The sequence below is a fragment of the Stenomitos frigidus ULC18 genome, assembly GCF_003003795.1.
GTDB classification, from domain to species: domain Bacteria; phylum Cyanobacteriota; class Cyanobacteriia; order Leptolyngbyales; family Leptolyngbyaceae; genus Stenomitos; species Stenomitos frigidus_A.
Window position 1 is genome coordinate 1 of record NZ_PVWK01000048.1, and the last position, 25,087, is coordinate 25,087.

26 protein-coding genes and 2 pseudogenes are annotated in these 25,087 nt (G+C 51.9%); 16 read left to right on the forward strand and 12 right to left on the reverse strand.

Translation table 11 applies throughout. From position 1 onward, the window contains the following. Nucleotides 1-105: 105 nt before the first annotated feature. Nucleotides 106-579, reverse strand: a complete 474-nt coding sequence (locus C7B82_RS08065; RefSeq protein ID WP_106255785.1) for a hypothetical protein — start codon at nt 577-579, stop codon at nt 106-108. Between the two features lie 258 nt (nt 580-837). Here C7B82_RS08065 and C7B82_RS08070 point away from each other — a divergent pair, with 258 nt between their 5' ends. The 9 genes from C7B82_RS08070 to C7B82_RS34610 all read left to right on the forward strand — a co-directional run bounded on the left by C7B82_RS08070 (nt 838) and on the right by C7B82_RS34610 (nt 5,714). Beyond that, nucleotides 838-1,254 carry a hypothetical protein gene (locus C7B82_RS08070; RefSeq protein WP_106255786.1) on the forward strand — a complete coding sequence of 139 codons (417 nt, stop codon included), beginning with the start codon at nt 838-840 and terminating at the stop codon, nt 1,252-1,254. Nucleotides 1,255-1,260: 6 nt separating this feature from the next. Continuing rightward, complete coding sequence (locus tag C7B82_RS08075) at nt 1,261-3,540, forward strand: tetratricopeptide repeat protein (RefSeq protein ID WP_106255787.1); 2,280 nt, start codon at nt 1,261-1,263, stop codon at nt 3,538-3,540. Nucleotides 3,541-3,638: 98 nt separating this feature from the next. Next, nucleotides 3,639-3,878, forward strand: a complete 240-nt coding sequence (locus C7B82_RS08080; protein ID WP_106255828.1) for a hypothetical protein — start codon at nt 3,639-3,641, stop codon at nt 3,876-3,878. Between the two features lie 68 nt (nt 3,879-3,946). Continuing rightward, nucleotides 3,947-4,186 carry a hypothetical protein gene (locus C7B82_RS08085; RefSeq protein ID WP_106255788.1) on the forward strand — a complete coding sequence of 80 codons (240 nt, stop codon included), beginning with the start codon at nt 3,947-3,949 and terminating at the stop codon, nt 4,184-4,186. Continuing rightward, nucleotides 4,176-4,343, forward strand: coding sequence for an HNH endonuclease (locus C7B82_RS35055; RefSeq protein ID WP_146141095.1), 168 nt, complete (start codon nt 4,176-4,178; stop codon nt 4,341-4,343). Before C7B82_RS08085 ends, C7B82_RS35055 begins: the two co-directional genes overlap by 11 nt. Before the next feature lie 26 nt (nt 4,344-4,369). After that, a complete protein-coding gene (locus tag C7B82_RS35060; RefSeq protein ID WP_181357401.1) occupies nt 4,370-4,528 on the forward strand; it encodes a hypothetical protein in 159 nt (52 codons plus the stop codon). Then, nucleotides 4,518-5,096, forward strand: coding sequence for a hypothetical protein (locus tag C7B82_RS08095; protein WP_106255790.1), 579 nt, complete (start codon nt 4,518-4,520; stop codon nt 5,094-5,096). Before C7B82_RS35060 ends, C7B82_RS08095 begins: the two co-directional genes overlap by 11 nt. Nucleotides 5,097-5,229: 133 nt before the next feature. After that, complete coding sequence (locus tag C7B82_RS08100; RefSeq protein WP_106255791.1) at nt 5,230-5,448, forward strand: hypothetical protein; 219 nt, start codon at nt 5,230-5,232, stop codon at nt 5,446-5,448. Continuing rightward, nucleotides 5,445-5,714, forward strand: a complete 270-nt coding sequence (locus C7B82_RS34610) for a ParE family toxin-like protein (protein ID WP_106255792.1) — start codon at nt 5,445-5,447, stop codon at nt 5,712-5,714. Before C7B82_RS08100 ends, C7B82_RS34610 begins: the two co-directional genes overlap by 4 nt. Nucleotides 5,715-5,792: 78 nt before the next feature. On the opposite strand, the gene C7B82_RS08110 is transcribed toward C7B82_RS34610, so the two are convergent. The 4 genes from C7B82_RS08110 to prfC form a co-directional block, all read right to left on the reverse strand. Beyond that, complete coding sequence (locus C7B82_RS08110) at nt 5,793-7,157, reverse strand: 8-oxoguanine deaminase (protein ID WP_106255793.1); 1,365 nt, start codon at nt 7,155-7,157, stop codon at nt 5,793-5,795. 282 nt (nt 7,158-7,439) lie between these two features. Beyond that, complete coding sequence (locus C7B82_RS08115; protein WP_106255794.1) at nt 7,440-9,101, reverse strand: B12-binding domain-containing radical SAM protein; 1,662 nt, start codon at nt 9,099-9,101, stop codon at nt 7,440-7,442. 152 nt (nt 9,102-9,253) lie between these two features. Next, nucleotides 9,254-11,800, reverse strand: coding sequence for a M48 family metalloprotease (locus tag C7B82_RS08120; RefSeq protein ID WP_106255795.1), 2,547 nt, complete (start codon nt 11,798-11,800; stop codon nt 9,254-9,256). Nucleotides 11,801-11,867: 67 nt separating this feature from the next. After that, nucleotides 11,868-13,496 (reverse strand): peptide chain release factor 3, encoded by a 1,629-nt coding sequence (gene prfC, locus C7B82_RS08125; protein WP_106255796.1) that lies wholly within the window; start codon nt 13,494-13,496, stop codon nt 11,868-11,870. Nucleotides 13,497-13,651: 155 nt separating this feature from the next. Between prfC and C7B82_RS08130 the strand changes: the two genes are divergently transcribed. Then, nucleotides 13,652-13,987 (forward strand): DUF4870 domain-containing protein, encoded by a 336-nt coding sequence (locus tag C7B82_RS08130; RefSeq protein WP_106255797.1) that lies wholly within the window; start codon nt 13,652-13,654, stop codon nt 13,985-13,987. 24 nt (nt 13,988-14,011) lie between these two features. Next, on the forward strand, nt 14,012-14,650 hold the full coding sequence (locus C7B82_RS08135; RefSeq protein ID WP_106255829.1) for an HD domain-containing protein: 639 nt from the start codon (nt 14,012-14,014) through the stop codon (nt 14,648-14,650). Here C7B82_RS08135 and C7B82_RS08140 read toward each other — a convergent pair. The 3 genes from C7B82_RS08140 to C7B82_RS08150 all read right to left on the reverse strand — a co-directional run bounded on the left by C7B82_RS08140 (nt 14,591) and on the right by C7B82_RS08150 (nt 17,139). After that, nucleotides 14,591-15,154 (reverse strand): DUF2808 domain-containing protein, encoded by a 564-nt coding sequence (locus C7B82_RS08140; RefSeq protein ID WP_106255798.1) that lies wholly within the window; start codon nt 15,152-15,154, stop codon nt 14,591-14,593. The genes C7B82_RS08135 and C7B82_RS08140 overlap by 60 nt on opposite strands. Nucleotides 15,155-15,253: 99 nt before the next feature. Then, nucleotides 15,254-15,811, reverse strand: a complete 558-nt coding sequence (locus tag C7B82_RS08145; protein ID WP_106255799.1) for a DUF2808 domain-containing protein — start codon at nt 15,809-15,811, stop codon at nt 15,254-15,256. A gap of 143 nt (nt 15,812-15,954) precedes the next feature. Continuing rightward, on the reverse strand, nt 15,955-17,139 hold the full coding sequence (locus tag C7B82_RS08150; protein WP_106255800.1) for an NAD(P)H-quinone oxidoreductase subunit H: 1,185 nt from the start codon (nt 17,137-17,139) through the stop codon (nt 15,955-15,957). Nucleotides 17,140-17,375: 236 nt separating this feature from the next. On the opposite strand from C7B82_RS08150, the gene rsmH reads away from it, so the two are divergent. After that, nucleotides 17,376-18,302: a 16S rRNA (cytosine(1402)-N(4))-methyltransferase RsmH gene (rsmH, locus tag C7B82_RS08155; protein WP_106255801.1), complete on the forward strand. Its 927-nt coding sequence runs from the start codon at nt 17,376-17,378 to the stop codon at nt 18,300-18,302. Nucleotides 18,303-18,564: 262 nt separating this feature from the next. Continuing rightward, nucleotides 18,565-19,227, forward strand: a complete 663-nt coding sequence (locus tag C7B82_RS08160; protein WP_106255802.1) for a class I SAM-dependent methyltransferase — start codon at nt 18,565-18,567, stop codon at nt 19,225-19,227. Here C7B82_RS08160 and C7B82_RS32080 read toward each other — a convergent pair. Beyond that, nucleotides 19,210-19,356 (reverse strand): hypothetical protein, encoded by a 147-nt coding sequence (locus tag C7B82_RS32080; RefSeq protein WP_181357402.1) that lies wholly within the window; start codon nt 19,354-19,356, stop codon nt 19,210-19,212. The two genes, C7B82_RS08160 and C7B82_RS32080, sit on opposite strands and share 18 nt — an antisense overlap. 621 nt (nt 19,357-19,977) lie before the next feature. Here C7B82_RS32080 and C7B82_RS08170 point away from each other — a divergent pair. Together C7B82_RS08170 and C7B82_RS33090 are read left to right on the forward strand one after the other, a co-directional pair. After that, nucleotides 19,978-20,361 (forward strand): annotated as a pseudogene (locus C7B82_RS08170) (IS110 family transposase); the annotation flags it as partial. A 153-nt stretch (nt 20,362-20,514) separates the two neighbouring features. After that, nucleotides 20,515-21,066, forward strand: a pseudogene (locus C7B82_RS33090) (transposase); the annotation flags it as partial. A gap of 189 nt (nt 21,067-21,255) precedes the next feature. Here C7B82_RS33090 and C7B82_RS08175 read toward each other — a convergent pair. Next, on the reverse strand, nt 21,256-21,810 hold the full coding sequence (locus tag C7B82_RS08175) for a hypothetical protein (protein ID WP_106255804.1): 555 nt from the start codon (nt 21,808-21,810) through the stop codon (nt 21,256-21,258). 366 nt (nt 21,811-22,176) lie between these two features. Between C7B82_RS08175 and bioA the strand changes: the two genes are divergently transcribed. Then, a complete protein-coding gene (gene bioA / locus C7B82_RS08180) occupies nt 22,177-23,460 on the forward strand; it encodes an adenosylmethionine--8-amino-7-oxononanoate transaminase (RefSeq protein WP_106255805.1) in 1,284 nt (427 codons plus the stop codon). Between the two features lie 197 nt (nt 23,461-23,657). Here the strand turns inward: bioA and C7B82_RS08185 are convergent, their stop codons facing one another. Then, entirely contained in the window at nt 23,658-24,167 is a 510-nt protein-coding gene (locus tag C7B82_RS08185) for a 3'-5' exonuclease (protein WP_245939793.1), read from the reverse strand. A 266-nt stretch (nt 24,168-24,433) separates the two neighbouring features. Beyond that, nucleotides 24,434-25,081: an NADPH-dependent F420 reductase gene (locus tag C7B82_RS08190; protein ID WP_106255807.1), complete on the reverse strand. Its 648-nt coding sequence runs from the start codon at nt 25,079-25,081 to the stop codon at nt 24,434-24,436. Nucleotides 25,082-25,087 lie beyond the last annotated feature (6 nt).

The following is a 25,087-nucleotide window of genomic DNA, read 5'->3' on the forward strand; positions in this document are numbered from 1 at the left end:
CAGACTCATATGCCTGCAGGTGCTATGGAAACAACCACCTTATTGTCTATTTTCTACGGCTGATAGATCAGCCCTGCTATCGTGAAAGGCATGATTGGGTGTGGTTTAGCCAGCGATCGCAGCCACTTTTGCTTTCGCTTTGCGGGGTTTGCGAAAGTGTTGGCGCATCTCATCCACCAGGGGTTCTAAGCCATCGGTCTTCTGCCCGGTGGTTTTGGCATAGTTATAGACGGTCAGTGCTGCGGTGTAGGCTTCGTTGCCCAGCGCCATGCAGGTATCATCCACCAGATCTTGCAACTGCACGAGCGAGAGCGACAGGGACGATAAATCATCAAACAACTGCACATCCTTTCGCATCTCTGCGACATCAAACGAGCGTGGCAAAAACTCGGCATTCTTGCTTGCCATATCCAATGCTTTGTTGACGAAGGTGCGGCTTTTGTCGCCCATTTTGGGGATCGATTTGCGTTCCTCTGCCATCAAATCAACGAGGAAGGGCAGGCGATCGCGGATCTGTTCCAGCGCCTGAGCAATGGTGGCGCGATCGTCGGGTGAGAGAGTAGCACTAATGGGATTCATCGGTACGGCGGGTGAAGCACCCGTAGAAGGGATAATTCTAAGGTGCTAAAGGTTACGCGCTATACGCAAAGGGTTGATACCCCTCAGGGGGAGAGAAGGGAGAGGGCGGAGGGGAGAGGGGAGAGGGGAAAAGGGGAAGCAGGGCAAACGGAGGGGGCAGGGGAAGCAGCAAACTTAGGATGGGCATTGCCCATTTTTCTGACCTTGTTATGCTGTTGGGGTAGAAAAGATGTCAATCCATTCGCCCCCTTTGCACCTATGGAACCAATTACAACCTGGTCGATCGCTACAATTGCTACGATCATCGCTACGAAAGGTCTGGAAAAGTCTGGAGAGAAGCTGGGAGAAGGCGTGATGAAGCTGGGCAGTCATCTGCTGTCGCTGCTGAAGCAAAAGGCACCAGAAACGGCGACTGCGATCGAGCAGGCACCTACACAACTGGATGAGCAACAGGCGACAGCCCTGAGCCAACAGGTAGAACAGGCGGCGATCGCTCACCCAGAGGTGAAACTGGCGGCTGAGGCACTGGCGGCGAACCCGGAAGCACGGCAGATTGTAGAGGCGCTGGCAGCAATGGCAAAGGAAAATCAGCAGGGGTGGACGATCGAGAATTGGAAGGGCATCAACATTAAGGGTGGCGAAAACACGATTTCCGGCAATACGCTGAACTTTTAACCCGTTATGACGACTGAAGATTGGCGCGGGATTAACTTCAAGGATGTCAAGGACGGTGGTAATGTCCACATCCACGACAACACCTTTGTCTTTCAGGAAAAAGCTGCCAGTATCATCCTTGACCAGCAACCGCCCAACGTGGACACCTTCCAGGGACGGGAGGCGGAGCTTGGGCAGATTCAAGCCTGGGTGCAGGATGCGTCTGTCCGACTGATTGGGATTACGGCATCGGGGGGCTATGGCAAAACGTTTCTGGTGGCGAAGGCGTTGACGCAGGCTGAGGGGGTGTCGTTGCCGCTGTGGATCAGCTTTAACCAGTCCTATGCGTTTGCGACGTTTGGTCGCTGGTTGCTGCAACAGTTTGGGCAGACGGTGGATGAAAAGCTGCCCGATGAGGCTCTGCTGCTGGCGGTGGTTGAGCAGTTGTCGCAGCAGCGTGGGTTGCTGGTGATGGACAACCTGGAAACCCTGTTGAATGAGCAGGGGCAGTGGCAGGAACCCGTCTATGGAGCCTTTTTTCAGCGCTGGCTGAGTCATGGCAGGCAGTGCACCATCCTCGTGACCAGTCGGGAAGGCTTTTCGCTGCCGGACAATCAGCAGGGGATGAGCCGCTGGTATGCGTTGCAGGGCTTGACCACCGACGCAGGGGTTGCACTCTTAAAGGAAAAGGGCATCCGGGGAGAACGGGCAGACCTGGAGCGGTTTGTGACGCTGGTGGATGGACACCCGCTGTCGTTGAGCCTGACGGCTGGATGGTTGCTCAACCCCAAAAAGAACGTGGCTCCAGACGTGACCTATGCGCTGAAGCAGGATGACCTCTATCGGTTTGAGCAGATTGTGGGCGACCACCGGGGCAACCCGGATGCTAGCGTGGGGCGCATTTTGGCTGCGAGTGTGGCACGGCTCACCCCAACGCTGAAAACCCTGTGGCACGCCCTGAGCGTATATCGACTTGCCTTTAATCGGACAGCCGCGCAAGCGATGATGGCAACCGCCACCCTGGATGACCTGTGGGAACTGGCGCGACGCTCGCTGTTACAGGAACAGCCCGTGGAAGGAGCCGTAGAAACCCTGGAGGAGCGATGGCAGTTTCAATTCTTGCCCCTGGTGCAACGGTTTGCCCAGCAGCAAGCAGGCGCTTTGACCGAGGCGCACACCCAGGCGGTTGCCTACTACCGCTCGGTTGCCCAACCCGAACCCTGGCAACAACTGGCAGATGTCACCGCCCACCTGGAAGCCTTTCACCATCTGTGCGAACTGGGGCAGTACACACAGGCTTATCAGGAAATCATCCCCTGCAACAATTTCCTGGATTTACAGGGATACAACCCGGTACGCCTGGAACTGTATGGGCGACTGGTGCAGGCATGGCAACAGGGAGACTGGAACATTGAGCAGACTGAAGATGTAAACGCATTGTTGGGAGCCATCCTTAACCAGGGAAATGCCTATAACTCCCTGGCACAGTATGCTCTGGCAATGGACATCTATCAATCGCTATTGACGCTTGCCCACCAAATTAACTATCAATTTTACGAAGGAGTCGCGCTGGGCAATCTGGGACTGGTCTACCTCTCTCAAGGCAATTATGGGGAGGCCACCGATTACTTGCAGCAACTACTCACCATTGCGCGGGAGATTGGCGATCGCGCGTCGGAAGGCAAAGCACTGGGCAATCTGGGACTGGCCTACCTCTCTCAAGGCAATTATGGGGAGGCCACCGATTACTTGCAGCAACAACTCACCATTGCGCGGGAGATTGGCGATCGCGCGTCGGAAGGCAAAGCACTGGGCAATCTGGGAGTGGCCTACCTCGATCAAGGCAATTATGAGGAGGCCACCCATTACTCGCAGCAACAACTCACCATTGCGCGGGAGATTGGCGATCGCGCGTCGGAAGGCAAAGCACTGGGCAATCTGGGACTGGCCTACCTCGATCAAGGCAATTATGAGGAGGCCACCGATTACTCGCAGCAATGGCTCACCATTGCGCAGGAGATTAGGGATAAACATAGCGAAGCAAATGCCTGGTTTAATCTGGGAGAAACGCAGGCAAAGCTAAAACAACCATTACAAGCAATCCAGGCGTACGAAAATGCCCGGTTGCTCTATCAACAGATGGGATTAGAAAGCGATGTTCAAGACTGCGACCAGGAGATTGGCAGGCTTTCAACTCCGCCGATTGACAATCTTTCCACTCCACGGCGCGGTTGGCTGAGCCGCTTGGTCGGTTGGTTGCTGCGGGTGGCGCATTGGCTGTGGGGGAGAATGAAAAATAGGGGGTAGGGTGTGGGGTGTGGGGCGTAGGGCGTGGGGTGTAGCGAGTCGTTACGGTTGGTACACTGGTTTCAGGTTGATGAAGCGAAACGCTTAAAGGAAAAATGATGCCAGATAGCGTTGCGTTGCAGATTCCGTTTACGTCACTGATGGATGCGATTACGTCCTTAGGTCTGGAGGAAAAGCTGAAGCTGCTAGAAGCACAGATTGCTGAAGCAGAAGATGACTTGCTGGAGCAAGATCCAACGGTGCTAGCAGACGTGGCAGAGGCGCGGAGAGCCTACAGAGCAGGAGAGTATCAGACGCTTCAGGACTACATCGCCGATCGGTCTGCACAAGCCTCATGAGCTACACGGATCACTACTTGCTGAAGACTCTCGTCTACCAGGAGCTAATAAACTAAAAGGGGTTGACCATGAATACCGCTCTTAGAAACCCATCATCATTGATTCACGAAATTCAGCTTGAAAAAGTTGGCGACTGGAATTTATTCAAGTTCAGTGAGTCCCTTCAACTACGGATGGAGAGACTTCTGGAAAAGAAGAAAGCAGATCAGCTAACGTTGGACGAAATTACAGAGCTAGAGGCGATCGGGGAGTTAGACCGCATTTTTACCCACATCAATGCGATGCTTGCAGCTCAAAATGCCAATTAATGATGCCATTAAACAGGCTATCCGCGAGCGCGCAAGCTACTTATGTGAGTATTGCCATTCACCAGAACGGTTGAGTGCAAATCGCTTTACCGTTGATCACATCATTATCCATTCAGGGCATTACACCCATTGGTCGAGCAACCTGCGTCCGTCTTGATCTGAATGATTTACGTTATCCAGATCATGATTCTATTTAAGAAGCAAGACGCTTTTGGCTTAAAACGGGGCTACATCCTCCATCCAGCGATCGGTGTCAGCGTTGAAGTCGTGGTGGTGGGCACTGCAAACCCTACTGCTACTGCTAAATCGTTCGGTATGAAAGAGAGTGACAATGAGCGTTGAATATACCAACCGAAGAGGCAGAAAACACTACCTTCACGAAGGGAAAACCAAAACGGGTAAGCCCAAGTATTTCTTCTCCATGAAGGCTGAAGGCACCCTGTTAAACGCCATTCCTGACGGCTATGAAATTTATGAGCATCCCAGTGCTCAGGTGTTTTTGCGGAAGATCCCGCCTCAGATCATTACGCCCGAAGAGGTTGCGATCGTCCAAGATGGCATCAAAAAACACGCCAAGCTTGACTACTTTATCGTGGATGTGAAAGACAACCAGATTGTGGTCTATCTGTGTGACCAGAATGTGGATGCGCTGATGGAAATCGCGTTACCTGTCAGCAGTGCAGAAGCCGCCAGGATGAGAGCAGCGCTGGTGGAGTCTCTCTCCTACTCGCCCATGATGCAGTTTGTGCTGGAGAGTACCCAAACTAGAGCCTTTGTCGTGGAGCGATGGTGTTTTCGAGGGTCAGTGGATGATTGGATCGCGCTGGATCGCTCCACCGACCTGAACGCACTGGTCAAACAATACGGCCAGCATTTGGGCAAAGAGTCGTTTTATGACTTGATGCCGTAAGGATAGGATGGCGATCGTGCAAAAACTTAACAGTTGCCGTTTCTTAGAGACTCCTCAATGCCAACGCCGATCAATTCGTTGTGGAAAATAACGCGATAATTGATTTAGTCTCTCTTCAGTGAGGTTTATCCTTGTGACTGAACTGCTGGAACAAGCGATTACCCGGTTAAAAGCCTTGCCGAAACATGAGCAGGATGCGATCGCTGCATTGATTCTAGAAGAGCTTGAAGATGAAGTCCGATGGGATGCAACATTTGCGCAGTCTCAGGACGCCCTTGCTCAGCTTGCAGCCGAAGCGATGGCAGAGTATCGTGCAGGCAAAACTCAAGCGTTAGATCCAGAGCCATTGTGAAGTCACGCACTACATCACAATTCCGTAAAGCCTTTGCTGCCCTCCCTGAGCAAATTCAAGCACAAGCGCGCGAAGCCCATCGCCAATTCAGGCGGGATCCCAAGCATCCAAGTTTACGCTTCAAAAAGATACACTCAAAGCTGCCCATCTATTCAGCTCGAATCGGTAAACGTTATCGAGCAATGGGACAGTTGGACGAAGGCACAATCATCTGGTTTTGGGTTGGTTCTCATGCAGAGTATGACAAGTTGCTAGCCCATTTGTAGTGGTACAAAATAAGCCGTCGATCGATGCTTTATCGTGGTACGCTCCACTTCTGTTCATTCTCAAACTCAACTCTGCTCTTACTCTGAAGCTAATAGTTGATGAGCAATTTGGTTGTGTTTTTCTACCAACGTGGGTAGTTCGATCGTGGTTAACTGTGCCCGATCGACTACTTTCTTCCCATTAATAAAGCTGTAATCAACCGCATCAACCTGACAGAAAATCAGTGCAGAGACGATATCGTGCTGGGCACCAGAAAACTGGTGGCGATCGACGTTAATGGCGATAAAGTCGGCGGACATGCCAGGGGCGATCGCGCCAATATCGTCCCGACCCAGTACTCTTGCACCTCCTAGTGTGGCAACTTCAAGAATCTGTCGCGCTGACATCACAGTGGGATCGCAGTCGCGGACACGGGCTAGCAGGAAGGCGATCCGGGCTTCTTGCAATAAATTGCTGGTGTCGTTGGAAGCAGAGCCATCCACACCAATCCCAACCGGAACGTTATGATCCAACATCTTGCGGATCGGCGCGATACCGCTGGCAAGGCGCATATTGCTACAGGGACAGTGGGCAACGCCGGTACCCGTTCTGCCAAACTTGACGATCGAATCGTCGCTGAGTTGCACGCAATGAGCGTGCCAGACATCCTCGCCCAGCCACCCAACAGATTCCGCAAAGTCACCCGGAATCATGCCAAAGTTTTCCAGGCTGTAGGTGACATCCGACTTGTTTTCTGCCAGGTGCGTATGCAGCCGTACACCGGGATACGATCGCGCCATTTTCGCCGACTCGCGCATGAGGTCGGGCGACACACTGAAGGGCGAACAAGGAGCCAGCGTCATCCGCAGCATGGCATGACGGGAATTATCGTGGTGTTGCTCAATCAACCGCTGGGAGTCTTTGAGAATGTCGGCTTCTTTTTCCACCAGCGAATCGGGCGGCAAACCTCCCAGACTTTCGCCAACGCTCATGCTGCCACGACTGGCATGAAACCGTAGCCCGATCGCCCGAATCGCTTCAATCTCGTCATCCAGCGTGCAGTCATTGGGATAGAGATAAAGGTGATCGCTGGCTGTGGTGCAGCCCGACAGCATCAACTCTGCAGCTGCCATTTGAGCGCTGATGTAAACGCCTTCTGACGTTAGCTTCGCCCAAATGGGATACAGCGTTTGCAGCCAGTTGAATAAGGTACAGTCTTGCGCCGCCGGAATTACCCGCGTCAGCGTTTGGTAAAAGTGATGATGGGTGTTGACAAGACCAGGGAGCACCACATGCCTTCCCTGCAAATCCAGCACGTCGTCGGCGGTTTGAGGCAGTTCGTCGGTTGTTCCGACCTGCTCAATCACGTTATCTCTGACCAGCAGCGCACCATTGCGAAGCTCGCGTCGCGCTGTATCCATTGTGACCAGGGTATGAATATTTTTAACCAGTAGTGTAGGCATAAAATTTACAGATCTTAGATTAATTGCTGCAGCAAAGTGTACAGGGAGTTGGGTGTAGAGGCGGTATCCCAAGTACCAATGCGCAATCGCCTCATAGCCATCATAAAAGCCGCACCGTAACGTTTATACTCGCTGATGGTGACAACAAAACAGCATCACAGTCTCTAGATCGTTTACCTAGATCGTTTTACCTCATTGCTGTGGGACACAGTGTGAAACGATGACAACCTTTGGCTAAGCGCTCATTAACGGCGATCGCTTGCTGCAGCAACGGCGCTACTACTAGCGAGCAAGGCTTCCAACGCGAAATCTCTGCGCTGCTTTTACGTTCTGAGCATAGAATGACGCGGCCTGTTCACCCCGTCCACATTCCTGAGCAAACGTGATGAGATGATGCGCTACTAGCCCAATGTGGATCAGGTTCTCAATTTTGCCCGTTTTCAGCTTCGGTGCGGCCATTGCCCAAAACGTCTTGCGATAGTTGCTGAGTATACCAATCCGCAAAATCAGGTTAGCCATAATCCATAGCCCTTTGCGGATATTTTTCTTCGACAGGCGTTCTGGCGTTAAAGGGCGCTTAATGCGATTGCGGAAGGTGTGTTCCATATTGTATGCAAACCGCTGATAGAGAAACTCCGGCTCATAGGCAGTCGTAATGCAGCGTCGCCACAGTTCCACCACATCCTCGTAGGGCATGAGAAACTCCACGTTGGACTCTCGCTTTTCGTCAAAGTTAAGCCGTCCTTCGGCTTCTAGCCTGCGCCACAAAGGAGTACGGGGCAACGCATGCAACAGATTAATGGTCAGCATGGGAATGTTAGACAGGCGGATGAATTCCAGAATGCGATCGCCCGTATCCGGTGTATCCGTATCTAACCCGATGATGATGCCCGAAACCACTTCCATGCCGTAGCTATTAAGGGTTTTAATGGCATCCAGAATAGACATCCCACCCATCAAATTCTGCTGCTTCGAGATCGATTTGAGCGCATCGGCTTCAGGTGTTTCGATGCCGCAGAAGACCGTACAGAAATAGGCCTCGCGCATCATTGCCAGCAGTTCTTTGTTCTGCGCCAGATTTAGTGTGGCTTCACAGGCAAACTGGATGGGATAGCCGTTCCGCTTTTGCCAGTCGATCAAGTGAGGCAAGAGCTTCATGGCAGCGCGTCGATCGCCCACAAAGTTGTCATCCACAAAATACACGGCTCTCAGATTGCCGGACGCTAGCATGGCATCCAGTTCAGCCGTAATTTGCTCTGGCTCCTTCAGGCGTGGATTGCGTCCGTAGAGTTCGGGAATATCGCAAAATTCACAGCGGTAGGGACAGCCGCTAGAGTACTGCACGTTGCCGATGAAGTATTTGTTGAGATCAATCAGGTGATAAGCAGGTACAGGAAACTCACTTAGCGGCAGTCGCTCAGTCGTCTCAAAGCGGATCTGCTGTGGTGGCCGATCGGTCTGTAAGTCCATGTACTCAATCATGCGATCGGTCGCATCGCCCAATTCTCCAAGGTGCAACAGGTCAAAATCGGGATAGTACTCCGGGCAAGCGGATACCGAAGGCCCCCCGATCGCTGTAATTTTGCCATACCGATGCGCCATCGCGTTGATGTGATTGATCTGCGATCGTTGAATATGCATCCCGCTCACAATCACCACATCTGCCCAGCGATAATCGCCTGGTTGCGCAGACCGAATATTTTCGTCAATGAAGCGTACTTCCCACTCTTGAGGCAAGTAGGCAGCGACCAGCAGAATCCCCTGCGGTGGCATGAATGCTTTTACCCTGCCTAGCAGTGGATACGCATTATTAAAAGTGCCAAAAGACGGGCTGTACTTGGGGAACACACAAAGAATACGGCGCTGGCTCTGGGGCACATAGCGCGGCTTTCCGGGCACACTTTCAGGAACAGGTTGCTCAAAGTCCTTTAATACAGCAGTCATCAAGCTTCCTCCCAGTTTTCACCTTGATGACACTGTAGAAGACGATGATGGAAGATTTCAAGAGTTACCGAAGGTATTCGGTTTGAAGCCTCGCCAGGGAGAACGGATTTTGGCAGCGGTTGTCTACCTGTGACCAGGCGGCAAGTGCATCGTCAAAAGGCGCCACCACGGAAGAGGAGATAGATACCCCAGGAAGCAGCGATCGCGCCGAGAATCGTAGACCAAACGGGATGTCCACTACGGCTCACGCGTCCGCCCGGTGTACGAATCGTATCCACATCAATCCAGGGGGTTGCGCCATGTCGAAACCAGCCAGTGACCACGATCGTTTGTCCTAAGACATCGGTTGGACGAACCGCTTGGGAAAACAAATTGCCGATCGGCCCCCAATTTGACAAGCAGTGGAGTCGGACAATCCCTGTGGTCGTTCGCAGCAGCAGATCCTGACTGAGCAGGTTGCTGATTTCAGCACGTCCCAAAAATTGACCCTCTAGCTGTACGGTCTGCCCATCAACGGGCACAGGATCAGCAGGCTTGAGTAAATCTACCAGCGAATCGGATGAACCAGCCGCTTTGGTATTCGAGAAGGGCACGTCCGGGAACAGTGGATTGATGCGAATGAAGGTGCCAATGCTGAACCCCACCAGCGGGAGCCCTCGCAGCAACGCATGATCGCCATACATCCACGACAGTTGGTTAATCCCGGCTCGCCAACCAACCCAGCCCAACGTGGCAAACAAATAGGCCATCGCCAACCCCAAGACCAGTCCAAAAAACGGTGCACCTTGCAGCAACAGCGTTCGCCATTGCTGGGATGTCAGTCTAGTTGACCGCTGGCTGCTGACTGCTGACCGTTCAATGCCCCATTCCAGTTCCGTGTCCAATTTCCAATGCCGCGCATAATGCGTCAACAGATGCAGTCGATCGCCCGTGGGGGGATGCGAATTATTGATTGCCAACCAGTGGCGATACGGATTTGTCCGCTCCCATTCCAGCACAGACTCGATCGGCGCATGGGGATAAACGCTGCCCAGCGTCGTTGCCATGCGGTATCCCAATGGTGCTAACAGGTCAAACCCTTCCAGCAGATAGCTGGTTTGCTTCTGGGTCTGGACGTCTTTTGCTGTGCCGATCGCAATTTTCAGCAGGGCGCGAGTCAGGCCGTTGGGATTCCCCGTCAGTTCAATCGCCACGCGATCGCTGTAATACACCCGTTGGCGAGACAGCCAGAGTGCCACCCACCGCAACAAGGCATACACACCGTAGTTAATGGCAGCCAAAACGCTTGCTGACACCCGTGAAATGGCTGCTTGCTTGCGATTACCCCAAGCGCTCACCAGCCAGTAAACGGTATAAGGAATTTGCAGCAACACCGTCACTAGTGACAGCAACGGCACATCCCAACGGGAAATATGACCGATTTCGCTGGCATACACGGTAGCAATTTCATCGTCAGCCAGTTGTTCTAGCAACCCTTGACTGACGACAGTACGCGTGACGTGGGGCAGACAGCCGTAGCTAAACGCGATCGGGGCAGCCGTTGGCAACACGCCCAAAGCTGGTATTGGAATGTGCTGTTGACGGCAGAAGCGTTGGAGGGATTGGGCTGTTTCAGGGCTGTAGACTGCCAGTTTATGCAATGACAGCGGCTGCAGCCCATAGCCAACCGTAAGCAGCCCATCCAGCAACCAGCGAGAGGCTACAAAAAGTATGCCCAGGAAGACGAGAATGGACACAACGGGCGGATGGAACAATTCGCGCGACAAGCCGAGGAAGGGGATTTTGGTCAGGGCAATACTGTAGTAGAGTGCGGCGTTGTACACGATCGTCTGCACCATCCAGAACAGCGCCACTGCCGTGCCAGCCTGCAACAGCAGCAAACGGAACAGCTTCACCTTACCGATCGCTTTACCCTGCTTGAGCCGTCCAGCCTGTCGCCAGGTTGGATAAAACGTTGATTGATCCCCCCGAACAGCTTGTGCCGGCTTGTCACTGGCTACTGCTTGGGCTTGCGATCGTGCGCGTCCTGAAGCAGCAACGGGCTTTGATGTCCTGACTCTCCCAATCATCCCTTCAGACAGAATGGCAGTTTCGTCCACACTTAACGCCTGCCTGCGAGCCGTGACACCGTTGCCATCACTGGCTGATGCTGCAGACTCTGATGCTGCCACAGACTGAGTTGCTGCAGTCGGCTTAACCGGCTGGTCAGCCCCTTGCGAAAGGGGTGCGTCAAGCTCCCATGAAGGACGGCGATCGCCAGTAGCATGAAGATCCGATAGCGTCGAGGGATCAAGTGGCGTAAAGCCCGTAATGTCATCCGAGGCCAATTGAGCACGTGGAGCCACAGCAGCTTGAACTGCATCGGTTTCCGTACCCACCGCCTCAAGCTGGTCTCCAAGCTCTGGATGGCGTTCTGTCAGGCTGATCAGCGATCGTTCTGCCCACGCGCGGAGCTGGGGATGATCACTTTGACGCAGCGTTTGACAAAGAGCAGCTGCACGTAAAGGCTGTCCCGTACGGGCGTAGGCAGCGACCAACCCCAGCTGCGCTTTCACTGTGAGGGCGTGATCAGGGGGAAGAGGGATGGCTTCCAATTTCGCGATCGCGGTCTTGTAATCACCCTGCTTGAGAGCCGCGAGTCCGGCTTCCAGATCGGGGAAGTCTTGGGCGATCAATGACGGGTCAGGAACCGGAGGCATAGTGCTGCTCCTACTCGAAAGAGGACGGTAGATTGCTTGAGCGCTCTGTAGCCCTTCTAGGATAGCTTCATGAAGCGTCTGGTTCTCTCCCAGAAACTACGGGGGCGATCGCATTCAGTTGTAACTCCGGATGGTCTGCCTGCACCTGATTCATATTCCATTCGTTACGAAATAGCAGTACAGGACGGTTCCACGCGTCTTTTGCTGTGACCGTGTTGAACAGGCGACCCACCTTTTGCAGCGCGTCCCAGCCGCCATCGACCCAGCGAGCCACGCTGTAGGGCAACAGCTCAAGCTGCGTTTCGACGCCGTACTCATTCTGCATCCGAAATTGTACGACCTCAAACTGCAGTTGCCCCACTGCAGCCAGGATCGGATCACGCTTCGCTTCATCGGCAGAATACATAATCTGTACCGCGCCCTCTTCCTGAAGTTCTGAGACACCTTTGCGGAACTGCTTGAACTTGGATGGATTGGGATTCTTGAGGTAGGCAAAGATTTCGGGCGAGAAGCAGGGAATGCCTTCGTATTCCAGTTTGGAACCAACGTAGATCGTGTCACCGATCGCAAACACGCCGGGATTATTCAACCCGATCACGTCACCCGGATAGGCTTCTTCGATGACTTCCCGATCCTGGGCAAACAGCTTTTGGGGACGCGACAGACGCACCGTTTTCCCAGAACGGGCATGGCTCACGGTCATATCCTTCTCGAACCTGCCGGAGCAAACGCGGACAAAGGCGATGCGATCGCGATGCTTTGGATCCATGTTGGCTTGCAGCTTGAAGACAAAGCCTGAGAACTCTGGATAGGTCGGCTGAATCTCGCCTTTGCTGCTGGCATGGGGACCTGGTTTAAGGGCGTAATCCAAAAAGGCATCAAGGAAAAGCTCCACACCAAAGTTGGTCATCGCACTGCCAAAAAACACAGGTGTCATTTTGCCGCGATGTACGAGATCAAGGTCTAGCTCTGGTCCTAACCCTTCGATCAATTCCAGGTCGTCTTTGAACTGGTAGTAAAGGGACTGCTCCAACAACTGTTCGATGCGTGGATCGCCCAGATCAACTGCCGTGTCGATCGCCTCTCGCTGACCGTGAGCACTCCGCTCAAACAAATGCACCTGCTGACTGCGACGGTCATAAACCCCCTTGAAGCGATCGCCCATCCCGATCGGCCAATTCACGGCATAGGTCTGGAGTCCCAACTCCTGCTCAATTTCATCCAGTAGATCCAGCGGCTCACGTCCAGGGCGATCGAGCTTGTTGATGAAGGTAAAAATCGGCAAGCCTCGCATCCGGCAAACTTCAAAGAGCTTGCGCGTCTGCGGCTCTAACCCTTTGGCGGCATCGATCAGCATCACGGCATTATCAGCCGCTGCCAGAGTACGATACGTATCTTCACTAAAGTCCTGGTGTCCGGGGGTGTCCAGCAAATTAATCTGACAGCCGTGATAGGCAAACTGCAACACCGTCGAGGTGATCGAAATCCCCCGCTGTTGCTCCATTTCCATCCAGTCTGAGGTCGCATGTCGCTGCGCCCGTCGTGCCTTCACGCTACCTGCCTGGTGAATGGCACCTCCATAAAGCAGCAGTTTTTCAGTCAGCGTCGTTTTTCCCGCATCTGGGTGGGAAATAATCGCAAAATTGCGCCGCCGCTCGACTGCTGTTTGCAGTTCAGCCTGGAGTTCTGTAGACATGCGTTTACGGGAGAGGGATGAAGAGAATGAGTCTGATGAGGACTCTGATAGCAATACTTTAACGATAGCGGCAATCGTCAGAGTGTAGGGAGTAAAATGGGCGAGCGATTACTTACGACCTCTGAACCCCATTTACTCACCTCTAGAGACGCGATATGGACGACTTTAGTCAGCGCAAGCTCTTATCTGCCGCCTGTCACGGTGCGATTTTCTTTAGCTCCACCATCGTCTCGATCGGCATTCCGATCGCCATCCTACTCGTCTCGGATGATCCGGTGGTGAAAGAAAACGCGAAAGAATCCATTAACTTTCATATCAATCTCTTTCTCTATGCGATCGTGTTCATCATTCTGATCTTCGTCGCGATCGGCATTCCCTTGCTCATTCTGTTGGGCATTGCCAGCCTTCTCCTACCCATTATTGCGATCGTCCGCGTTGCTACTGAACCGCAGACGCCCTATCGCTACCCCTTTATCTTGCGCTTGCTATAAACGCGGATGGTAAAGGAGGTTTCATTGCTATCGACCCGACTTGTACAGCAAATGCAGTTCGTCATTGAGGTTGACAAGCTCAAGCAAGTGCTACGGCAGACCTTATTAACGAATGGCTCCCGCCGCGAAAACAGCGCCGAACATTCCTGGCACATTGCGCTGATGGCGATCGTTCTCGCCGAATATGCTCCTGCTCCCATCGATATTTTGCACGTCATCAAACTACTGTTGCTGCATGATTTAGTTGAAATCGATGCTGGGGATACGTTTTGCTACGACGAGCAGGGGAACCAGAGTAAAGCCGATCGAGAAACGCAAGCCGCCGATCGCCTGTTTGGATTGTTGCCACCTGATCAAGCGCTTGAATTTCGTCAGCTATGGGACGAGTTTGAAACGCAAGCAACCCCTGCGGCAGGGTTTGCGGCGGCAGTCGATCGACTCCAGCCCTTGCTCAATAACCAGCAAACGGGTGGACATACCTGGAAACTGCATGATGTGACGAGCGATCGTGTGCTGCAGCGGATGGCTCCCATTCAGACGAGTGCTCCAGAACTGTGGGCAGTCGTGCAGCAGGTCATTGACGACTGCATCGCTGCTGGCTACCTAAAAGAACCCGTGACGGAAGAAGTCGCGATCGGTGATCTGAATGCGTCCGTACCCTAAAAACTGACCATAGGGTTGCTCCCCGGTTGGGTAGGCCGTCACACCATAGAGATAAACGCCCCCAACGTCTGGGTTGCGCGTAGCATAGAGCCCGATTCTGACCACACTGCCTGGCGCGACTGGTTGATCAAACGTGACGGTAATCGCGCGTGTTTTAGGGTCTTGAGTGACATCCCTGAGCGGCAGTTTACTTTCACGATCGTGCGTTTTGGCGACTACCTCCGTTTGACTGACATCAAAGCGGGCGCGATCGGGGCCATCTTCCGGTGCAATCATGACTTTTTGCAATGACTCCCCCGCATTCTCAGGCACAGTCAGCGTAAAGTAGTACGTTGATCCCCAAAAATATGCCGTCTTCTGCGTGGCGGTTGCCCCTTCAAACCGGGGTGGCTGCACGAAGTAGGTTCTGCCATCCGCTAACTGCACTGCCTGTGCCGACAAGCCGATACCAGCGGTTGTCCACAGCACTAGCGCTGCACTGAAGCACCATTTGCCGATTTTCATCTTGCCCTTTTACCTCGCTACTGGGTGGCAACATTCACGCAGAGCACCCACCTGTAATTTGTACCCCAAGACGCTGTACCCAACTGCCTCATAACGAAACTAAGAGTTTAGACCGCCATCGTAGATTTGGATGCGTCCGTAGCCCAAAAACTGCCCAAATGGCTGATCGCCTGATGGAAACGCTGTTACTCCATACAGGTAGACACCACCAAGATCTGGATTGCGGTTGGCGAAAAGTCCGATCGTCACCGTTTTACCGGCTGCGATCGCTGGGTCAAAGGTAATCGTAATCGCTTGCGTCTTGGCATCTTGAGTTACGGTCTGATGAGGAAGTTTGGTGCCTTCTCGATCGAAGGTTCCTTCAAACGTCTCTGTTTGGTCGAGGTTAAACTCCACGCGATCAGGTGCCTCTTGAGGCGAAATGACGATCGTTCGCAGCGGTTCGCCTGCATTAGCAGGCACTGTGAGCGTGAAATAATAGGTTGATCCCAAAAAACGGGCTGCTTTTTGAGTGGCTACAGCACTTTCTAAGCGTGGTGGCTGCACAAAGGACGTGGTGCCATTGGCTAATTTCACGGCCTGTGCCGAAAGACCCACTAGCCCAACAGTGCTTAAAGAGAGCGCTATTGCGGTTGCCAAGCGCGACTGCCAATTCATAACCGATGTTCCATTGTGTATACGTCTGTTCTAGCAGGTTCAGACGAAAATTGTCGTCCCACTTTTTGATGACGCAAGCAAGGGTAGAGGCACTAAAAAAGCCAGGGCTAGCCCTGGCTGTTCTGACAAATTTATGGATGCGGCTAGCGATCGACCGATCCCATCACGACGTCAACGCTGCCCAAAATCGCGAAGATGTCTGCGACCTTATTACCTCTCACCAGGCTGGGTAGCACTTGGAGATTGTTGAAGTCGCCGGGACGAATCTTCCAGCGCCAGGGGAAGACATTATCGTTACCGATGATAAAGATCCCCATTTCGCCGCGTCCCGCTTCTAGACGGACGTAATGTTCGCCTTTCGGAATCTTGAAGGTAGGCGCAATTTTTTTGCCGATGTATTGGTAATCAAACCCGTTCCATTCTGACTTGGGGCCTGCTTCCATGCGCTTCGCTTCCAGGTTCTCGAAAGGTCCACCGGGAAGACCCGCGATCGCTTGCTGAATGATCTTGATCGACTCGCGCATTTCTGCCATCCGCACGGTGTAGCGTGCCAGACAGTCGCCTTCGGTTGCCCAGGCAACCTTCCAGTCAAAATCGTCGTAACACTCGTAGTGATCCACTTTCCGCAGATCCCACTGCACACCAGACGCGCGGAGCATAGGCCCCGAACAGCCCCAGTTGATGGCTTCTTCGCGAGTCAACACACCCACCCCTTCTAAGCGGCGGCGAAAGATGGGGTTGTTGGTGATGAGCCGTTCGTACTCATCCACGACGGGCATCATATAGGTGCAGAAATCTGAGCACTTATCGACCCAGCCATAGGGCACGTCAGCCGCAATCCCACCAATGCGGAAATAGTTGTGGTTGACCATGCGATAGCCCGTTGCTGCTTCGTACAGGTCAAGGATCATTTCGCGATCGCGCAGCGTGTAGAAAAACGGGGTCTGCGCGCCAAGGTCAGCCACAAACGGGCCAAGCCACAGCAAATGGTTCACCAACCGCGCTAGTTCGAGCATGATCACACGAATATAGCTGGCGCGCTTGGGCACTGGCACATTGGCTAATTTTTCGACCGCGTTGACCGTCACCGCCTCATTGAACATGCCGCCGTAATAATCCCAACGGCTCGTATAGGGCACGTACATGATGTTGGTACGGTTTTCAGCAATCTTTTCCATGCCCCGATGCAAATAGCCCAGCACAGGCTCGCAGTCGATGACATTTTCACCATCCAGCGTCACAACGAGCCGAAAGCAGCCGTGAGTCGAGGGATGGTGAGGGCCCATGTTGATCACCATGGGCTCGGTCTTCGTCTCGATCATTGTCATAGCTGGACAATCTCCCTCTGCGGTTGAATTAGTTTTTAGCTTTTAGTTTTTGGTTGTTAGCGAAGAGGATGTCCAACAACTAACAACTACCAACCAACAACTTCATTGACGCTGCATTCTCTTAGATTATACGGACTGATTGGCGGGAGAATGTGTCAGAGCCAACTGAGATTGGTATCAGGCTTTGAAAGGAAAACGATAGAGTAGGGTCGAACGCTCTTCATCCATTCCGTTGCATGGCACCCGTACAAGACTTATCCCAAGACGCACCCGACCTGCCCGATCCGTCGCTGGAGACGGCATTCGTGCATATTTCTGTCTTAAGTCGTGAGGTGCTTGAGGGCTTAGCGATACGATCGGGTGGGCATTACCTGGATGCAACCGTGGGGGGAGGCGGTCACAGTGCCTTGATCTTGGCTGCGGCACCGGATGTACAGGTAACCGCGATGGACCAGGATGAGCAGGCGATCGCAGCCGCTCAAACCAAACTGCACGAATTCAACGGGCGCGTCCAGTTTCAACGTACGAACTTTGCCACGTTTCAACCCGGTGATCAGCGCTTTGACGGCATTTTGGCAGATCTAGGCGTCAGTTCAGCGCAATTCGATATCCCCGATCGCGGCTTCAGCTTCCGCCATGCCGCCCCGTTGGATATGCGCATGGATCAGCAGCAAGACCTGACTGCTGCAGACATCATTAATCATTGGGACGAAGTGAAGCTGGCAGACATCTTCTACACCTATGGCGAAGAACGGCTGTCGCGACGGATTGCCCGCCGCATCGTCGAGCGACGACCCTTTGAAACCACAACGGAACTAGCAGAAGCGATCGCCTACTCTGTGCCCAAAGCCTATCGCTACGGACGCATCCATCCCGCCACTCGTGTCTTTCAAGCCTTGAGAATTGCCGTCAACCAGGAACTGAGCGTGCTGGAAACCTTCATCGATCGCGCCCCTCACTGGCTCAAACCGGGCGGTAAAATCGCCATCATCAGCTTCCACAGTCTCGAAGACCGCATTGTCAAACATCGCTTTCGTGAGTCAGAGTTGCTGAAAGTGTTGACCAAAAAGCCAATTTTGCCTCAAGAAGATGAAGTAGCGGAGAATGTGAGAGCGCGATCGGCTAAGTTGAGGATTGCGGAGAGAAGGGGGAGTGGGGAGTAGGGAGTGGGGCGCTAGGAGTCAGGAGTCAGAAGTCAGGAGTCAGAAAGTAGAAGAGGACAACCCAGGCTCGACGCTTCGAGTTCCAAGTGCCACCTTCCGAGTTCCAAGCTCGACACTCCGATTCCAAGCTCGACACTCCGAGTTCCAAGCTCGACACTCCGAGTTCCAAGCTCGATATTCCGACCTCTAAGCTCCACCTTCCGAGTTCCAAGCTCGATACTTAAAACTCAAAACTCAAAACTCAAAACTTCCCTTCCTCCCCATGTCCAACCAATCAATCAATCTCGACGACCAGCTTCACCGCTACTTACAGTCGGTTTCCTTGCGAGAACCAGAGATTCTCACCCAACTTCGGCAGGAAACAGCGCAGCACTCCATGAGCCGGATGCAGATTTCACCAGAGCAGGGGCAATTGATGGCGCTGCTGGTGCAGTTGATGGGCGCGAAGAAAACGCTAGAGGTGGGAGTCTTTACAGGCTACAGTTCCCTGGTCGTGGCGCTGGCATTACCAACCGATGGCAAAGTCGTCGCCTGTGATGTGAGTGAAGAGTATACGTCGATCGCCCGTCGCTATTGGCAACAAGCTGGAGTCGCCAACAAAATTGACCTCCACATTGCCCCCGCACTGGAGACGTTAGATGCACTGCTGGCAGCAGGACAGGCAGGCACGTTTGATTTTGCGTTTATTGATGCGGACAAAAGCAACTATGACGGCTACTACGAGCGATCGCTCCAACTCGTGCGATCGGGCGGACTGGTGGTGATCGATAACGTCCTCTGGTATGGGCGGGTCGCCGATCCACAGGTGCAAGACAATAGCACCAACTGTATTCGCGCCTTAAACGAAAAGCTACATCAGGACACGCGAGTGAGCCTCAGCATGGTGCCAATCGGGGATGGCTTGACGTTAGCTAGGAAGAATTGAAACCGTTCTAACAGCATCACCGACGATCGCATTCAAAACGTCATTGTTGGGACTTGAGGAGGCAACGATCGCGCTCAGCCTATCATCCATCACACTCAATTGATGGACAGATGGGACTCCGAGGTTCATCAATCACACTCCAAGTGTCATCATTGGGTTTCTGAGAGCCATCGACAACATTCCAGGCGTCATTAATGGTATGCAGACATCTCATCGTTGGGATCTTGAGACCCAACGATGAGACTCCGAGAATCATGGATGGCACGCGACAGTGCATCGCTGGGATCTTGAGAGCCAACGACGACACTCCGAGAGTCATGGATGGGTTGCAGAGAGTTATCAGTGGAACTCTAAACGCTATTGACGGAATTCTGAGTGTCACCGTTGGGGTTCGTAAGTAGGAAGGCACAATTATTTGTAGGATGGGTAAAGCCGTTCCGGCATACCAGAAAAGCGATAGCGTAACCCATGCGGGCGTTGGGTTTCGTTCCTTAACCCAACCTTGTATCTTGAGCCTTAGGCAACCCGTCCCAACCTGGGTAGAAAATACCGCTTTATAGCTTGGGTGCCTGTATTTTTAAGAAGAGCGTGGACATCCAGTTTAACCAAGGTGCTTGACACCGTATGGTAGCCACCGGAGCAACGCTGTCAGCCCAATGATCCAAGCTCGAACAATCGCTAGAGGGCGAACCTCGTATTCGCAAGGACGAGTTGTCAAAGGGACAAAATAACTCAACCTCAGCCTAAACGATGACACAAGAAAAAACATGGGTCGGGATTGATGTCAGTAAAGACCTGCTCGATATCTCCGTACTACCGCAAGGGTTGACCTTACAACAGCCCAATCGCGAAGTCGGCGTACAAGCTCTGATGGAACAATTACTTCCCCTTGCACCGACTTTGGTGGTGGTGGAATCCACTGGGGGATTAGAGCGATTGCTGGTATCAGGTTTGCAAGCCGCAATGATTCCAGTGGCAATCGCCAACCCGCACAAAGTCAAAGGCTTTGCAATCGCGATCGGCAAAGCCAAGACAGACAAACTCGATGCTCAGGTCTTTGCTCGCTTTGCTCAGAGTGTGGCACTCAAACCCCAGCCGGTCGTTCCGCCTCACGCTCAACAATTGAGTGATACCAAATCTCGCAATAAACACTACAGATACGCCCTCACCCTAAATCCCTCTCCCACAGGAGAGGGACTTTGAATCCGGCTCTCTTCTCCCAAGGGGAGAAGGGTTGGGGATGAGGGCAAGATCTATAGCCTTTACTAATTGATTTGGTATGACTGGGTGCGACGATGGCAGCAGTTGGTAGCGATGCAAGTCGCGGAGAAAAACCGCCTCAGCCGTGCTGCTGAGAGCGTGCAAACCGACATCAAAGATCATATTGAGCAAATGCAGCAACGGATTGAAACGCTCAATCAGCAGATTCAATCCCTGGCGCAGCAGCAACAGGATTGGCAGCGTAAGGATGCCATTTTGCAGTCGGTCAAAGGGATTGGCAAAGTCACCGCTGCCCTGTGTCTGGCAGCATTGCCAGAACTCGGAACACTCTCTGAAAAACAAATTGCTCGCTTAGTCGGGGTTGCTCCCATCAACCATGACAGTGACAAACACAAAGGCAAGCGGATAATTGCGGGTGGGCGCACCTCTGTTCGCTGTGGCTTCTATATGTCCACGTTGGTGGCAATTCGCCATAATCCAGTCATTCGGACATTCTATGAGCGGTTACTGGCAAAAGGAAAGCTCAAAAAGGTTGCTCTAGTCGCCTGTATGCGGAAATTGTTGGTCATCCTCAATGCCATGATCCGCGATAACAAATCCTGGCAAGCGTCTGCTTAGTCAAGCTCATAGTTCACTCTCATGAGTAATGCTAACGGATGACCAGCACCGTCATTTTGTCGTGAGCGTTAGGAGTGTAGAAAATTTTCTCTATTCCTCTTGACTTTCAAGACAATCGCTACAAGAGCGGCGATCACTACTTAAGTTTATCCACCTCGCCTCAATATATCAGGATGTGCCACCGAACTCCTAATAGCCAAATTTACTGCGAGTTTTCTTTGAGCTTTGATGCAGCTTGTCGATAATCGCTTTTACATAAGGTTTTTCGAGTTCAGGAATACCTGCTGCTGTAGTATCAAATACACCGATCTCTGCTCGTAAAAACTTACCGATAACAATCTGCACATTTCTAATCTCGACCCATCGCTCGTTTGGTAAGGGAATGTCATGGTACTGCTCTAGCAAGTCGATCAAGTAGTGATGATAACCCCACACCACTTTAGCCGTCGTTCGAGTGAGAAAAATAGCGTGAGAAGAAATCCAACTGTCGTACTGCTTCTGAAGTTCAACAAGTTGTTGCTTGCTTGGGAAGTCGTACTCAATCACATTGTTAAAATCATTAAGTGTTTTGAAGAGAATTGGATAACCCTCAAGCCGTTTTTCAAATAGCGATGTTGTGTATTTCTGCTCTAATTGTCCAGCGAGTTTTCGGAATTCAGTACGTGCTTGATACAGAGCCACAAAGGAAGAAGCCAGTAATGTGATTAATCCGGACACGATGGCTATTAACAATTCCGGCTTCATAATTATTTGCCTATATATCTTGTCCTACCTTAAAACTCAGCTTAATACTAGCTGCCTCACCAGGATCTTACAGTACCGCCACTATCAGCAACTTAAGCTGCCTAACGTTGCCCATCACCCGCCGCTAGCAACCTTTGCTTCATAACCGATCAACTTTCGGCGATCGGTGTGCACGGGCGTTGTTGGACTGCAACTTCTGAACATCCTTGGAAATAGCAGCTACTCACACGGGCAATGATCGTCTAACATGGCTCTGAATCATGCTTTGGAGGCGAATGAGGACTAAGACGGCAGTCTTCACCTTAGGCCGATCGCTCGCAAACTGTTACCTTAAATTGAACCGCGTCAAAGCAGCCCTCACAGTCCATGCAGTCTTTACAGCAACTCCTTGATTTCGATCGCCTGCATGTTTGGCACCCCTATGCGGCCATGCCCAGTCTTCTACCTGTGTTTCCAGTAGAGTCAGCGCAGGGCGTACATATTCAGTTGATGGATGGCCGATCGCTGATTGATGGCATCTCTTCTTGGTGGACTTGTATTCATGGTTATAACCATCCCCGCTTAAACCAGGCTGCCCACGCGCAAATCGATCGGATGTCACACGTCATGTTTGGTGGTCTGACCCACCAGCCAGCAGTGGCTTTGGCACAGAAATTGATTGCCCTGACGCCAGAGGCACTCCAGCAGGTCTTTTTTTGTGACTCTGGCTCAGTAGCGGTAGAGGTAGCCATGAAAATGGCGGTGCAGTATTGGTACAATCGCGGTTTGCCGCAGAAGCAGCGTTTTCTCACCATTCGTCATGGCTACCATGGGGACACCTTTGCCGCAATGTCGGTCTGCGATCCGGTAAATGGGATGCACCATCTTTTTCGCAATCTGCTGACCCAGCAATATTTCGCCGAGGCACCGCAGCTTTCGGTCGATCGAGATTGGCAGGAACGAGATATTGAAAGCTTTGCAGCATTGCTAGCCGCTCACCACGATCAAATCGCAGCAGCCATTTTTGAGCCGGTAGTGCAAAATGCTGGGGGGATGCGCTTTTATCATCCAGAATATGTGCGACAAGCCAAGGCGTTATGTGAAAAATACAATGTCCTGCTGATTTTAGATGAGATTGCTACGGGGTTTGGCCGTACGGGCAAAATGTTTGCTTGTGAACATGCAGCGGTGTGTCCAGACATTCTATGTGTGGGCAAGGCGCTGACTGGCGGGTTTATGTCCCTCGCAGCCACTCTGACGACGCGGGAGATTAGTGAGAGTTTTGCAGCGGGTGAGGCAGGGGTCTTTATGCATGGCCCAACGTTTATGGCAAATCCCTTGGCCTGTGCGGTGTCTGTAGAAAATTTAACCTTGCTGGAAAGTTATGATTGGCAATCCACTATCCAAACGATCGCATCCCAGCTCAAAGCCGAGTTAGAACCTTGCCGGAGTTTGGCGGCAGTGAAGGACGTGCGGGTATTAGGGGCGATCGGGGTGGTGGAGTTACACGAGCCGGTGAATATGCCAGTGATCCAGCCACGCTTTGTAGAAGAGGGGGTCTGGTTACGTCCGTTTGGGCGACTGATCTACACAATGCCGCCTTATATTATTCAACCCTCAGAACTCACAGCCATTACTCGTGCTATTTATAAAATCGTTGCTCAGCTTTAGCTTGACAGGTGCATTGAATTTAATACGCCTGTTCAAGGTCGAGCTTGACTTTCAAGCTCTCAGTTACGGTAGTTGCCACAGCCTAACGGTGAAGTTGTGCGGCGGCAGATAACCCTCGTGACCCAACAGATAGCCTCTGCTCTGTTCCAGTTCAGCGCAATGTTATGGGGTGATCTCTGATAGAGGCTAATACCCTATCATTTTAGGCTAATTTTCAGACCAAAATCTTCCTTGAGGTGTAAAAGTGCCTCTGCATTCCCGCAAGCATCGTCTAGGGCATTGTGTGTATGCTCTGTTTTTCTCAGATGCTTGAAGTTCACAAAGGTATCTTTAACTAAACCTTTATAGAGAGAACCCAAATTGCTTGATGTATATCCAAATGGATTCTTCCCACAAAAATGATGGAAGTACCAATTAATAAACTGCCAATCAAAGCCGTTATTATCTGAAATGAAAAATGCCCTTCCTGAGCTTTCAGCTTCAATCCATAGCAAGAACTTTTCCATTACTGCTTGAGGCTCCTCAAATGTGAGTGTCTCCTCACGCGTAAAACCACTGATTTGAAGAGCTTCTGGAATCCACTTCTCTGAAATTGGTTTAAGTTGTGCGTAAAATTTTTTGCTTAGCGAAGGCTCTACAACTACAGATCCAAAGGAGATCATTGAGTAATCTCCTGGAATTGGACCATCAGCTTCTACATCAACCATAATGTAGCTCATTTGAATACCCTATACAGTCACACAGAAACTTGTGAACCTCAAAGCAGTTTGAGCTGAATAAATCGGCTGTAACTTTCCTGATTGATAATCTTACCCAATCATTCTAAAAGTATTTGAGCCTGATAGATCACTTTAAACTACCGTCACCATCCAAGATTGAGCGGCATAACGGCTCGCTTGAGCGGCTGCAAGTAATCTTGGCACTATACCAAGTCTTTCGTCAGTCCGCTCCAAGCTAATTGTTATGCCGTGGTTTAGCGCCGCAGTGCTTTCAGTCCAAGATTCGGAAATAACTGACTGGCAACCGCAAACTGCACCCAAGCAGTTGCCAAGGTTTCTAAAGAACGAGCCACAATTAACATTCCTGCGTCAATGGCTTCATAATCACAGTCCTCAATTAGTTGAGTAACCGTCTTCTTAGCATCTGAATCATTGCCGCAATAGAAAATGCTAGGGCGATCGCCCCCAAAATCCCTTGACTCTGAAGCAATAATGTCTGCAAAGGTGATGTTGAACGCTTCGACAACGGCTGCATTCGGCGCAAGTTGTTGTACTCTTTCGGCAACAGAGATTTCTAAATTTGTTGCCAAGCCAATCGTCTGCCCGGTAAAGTCTGGTTGTAATCCACTGACGCAAGTGACCACAATTTTACCATCCAGAGAACCGACCGCAGACATGACCTCTTCAAGTGCCGAAACTCCTACCGCCAGCAAAACAACCTGGCTTTTTGCTACCGCTTCTTTCATATTGTCAACAGTCGCTTGGTTGCCCGCTGCAACTGCAAGCTGTTGAAGTTTATCTGGATTTCTGGAATAGGAAAAGACAACCTCATGCCCAGCTTTTGCCCAGAGTTTGCCTAAACCGCCACCCATATTTCCTGAACCGACGATCGCAATTTTCATTGAAAA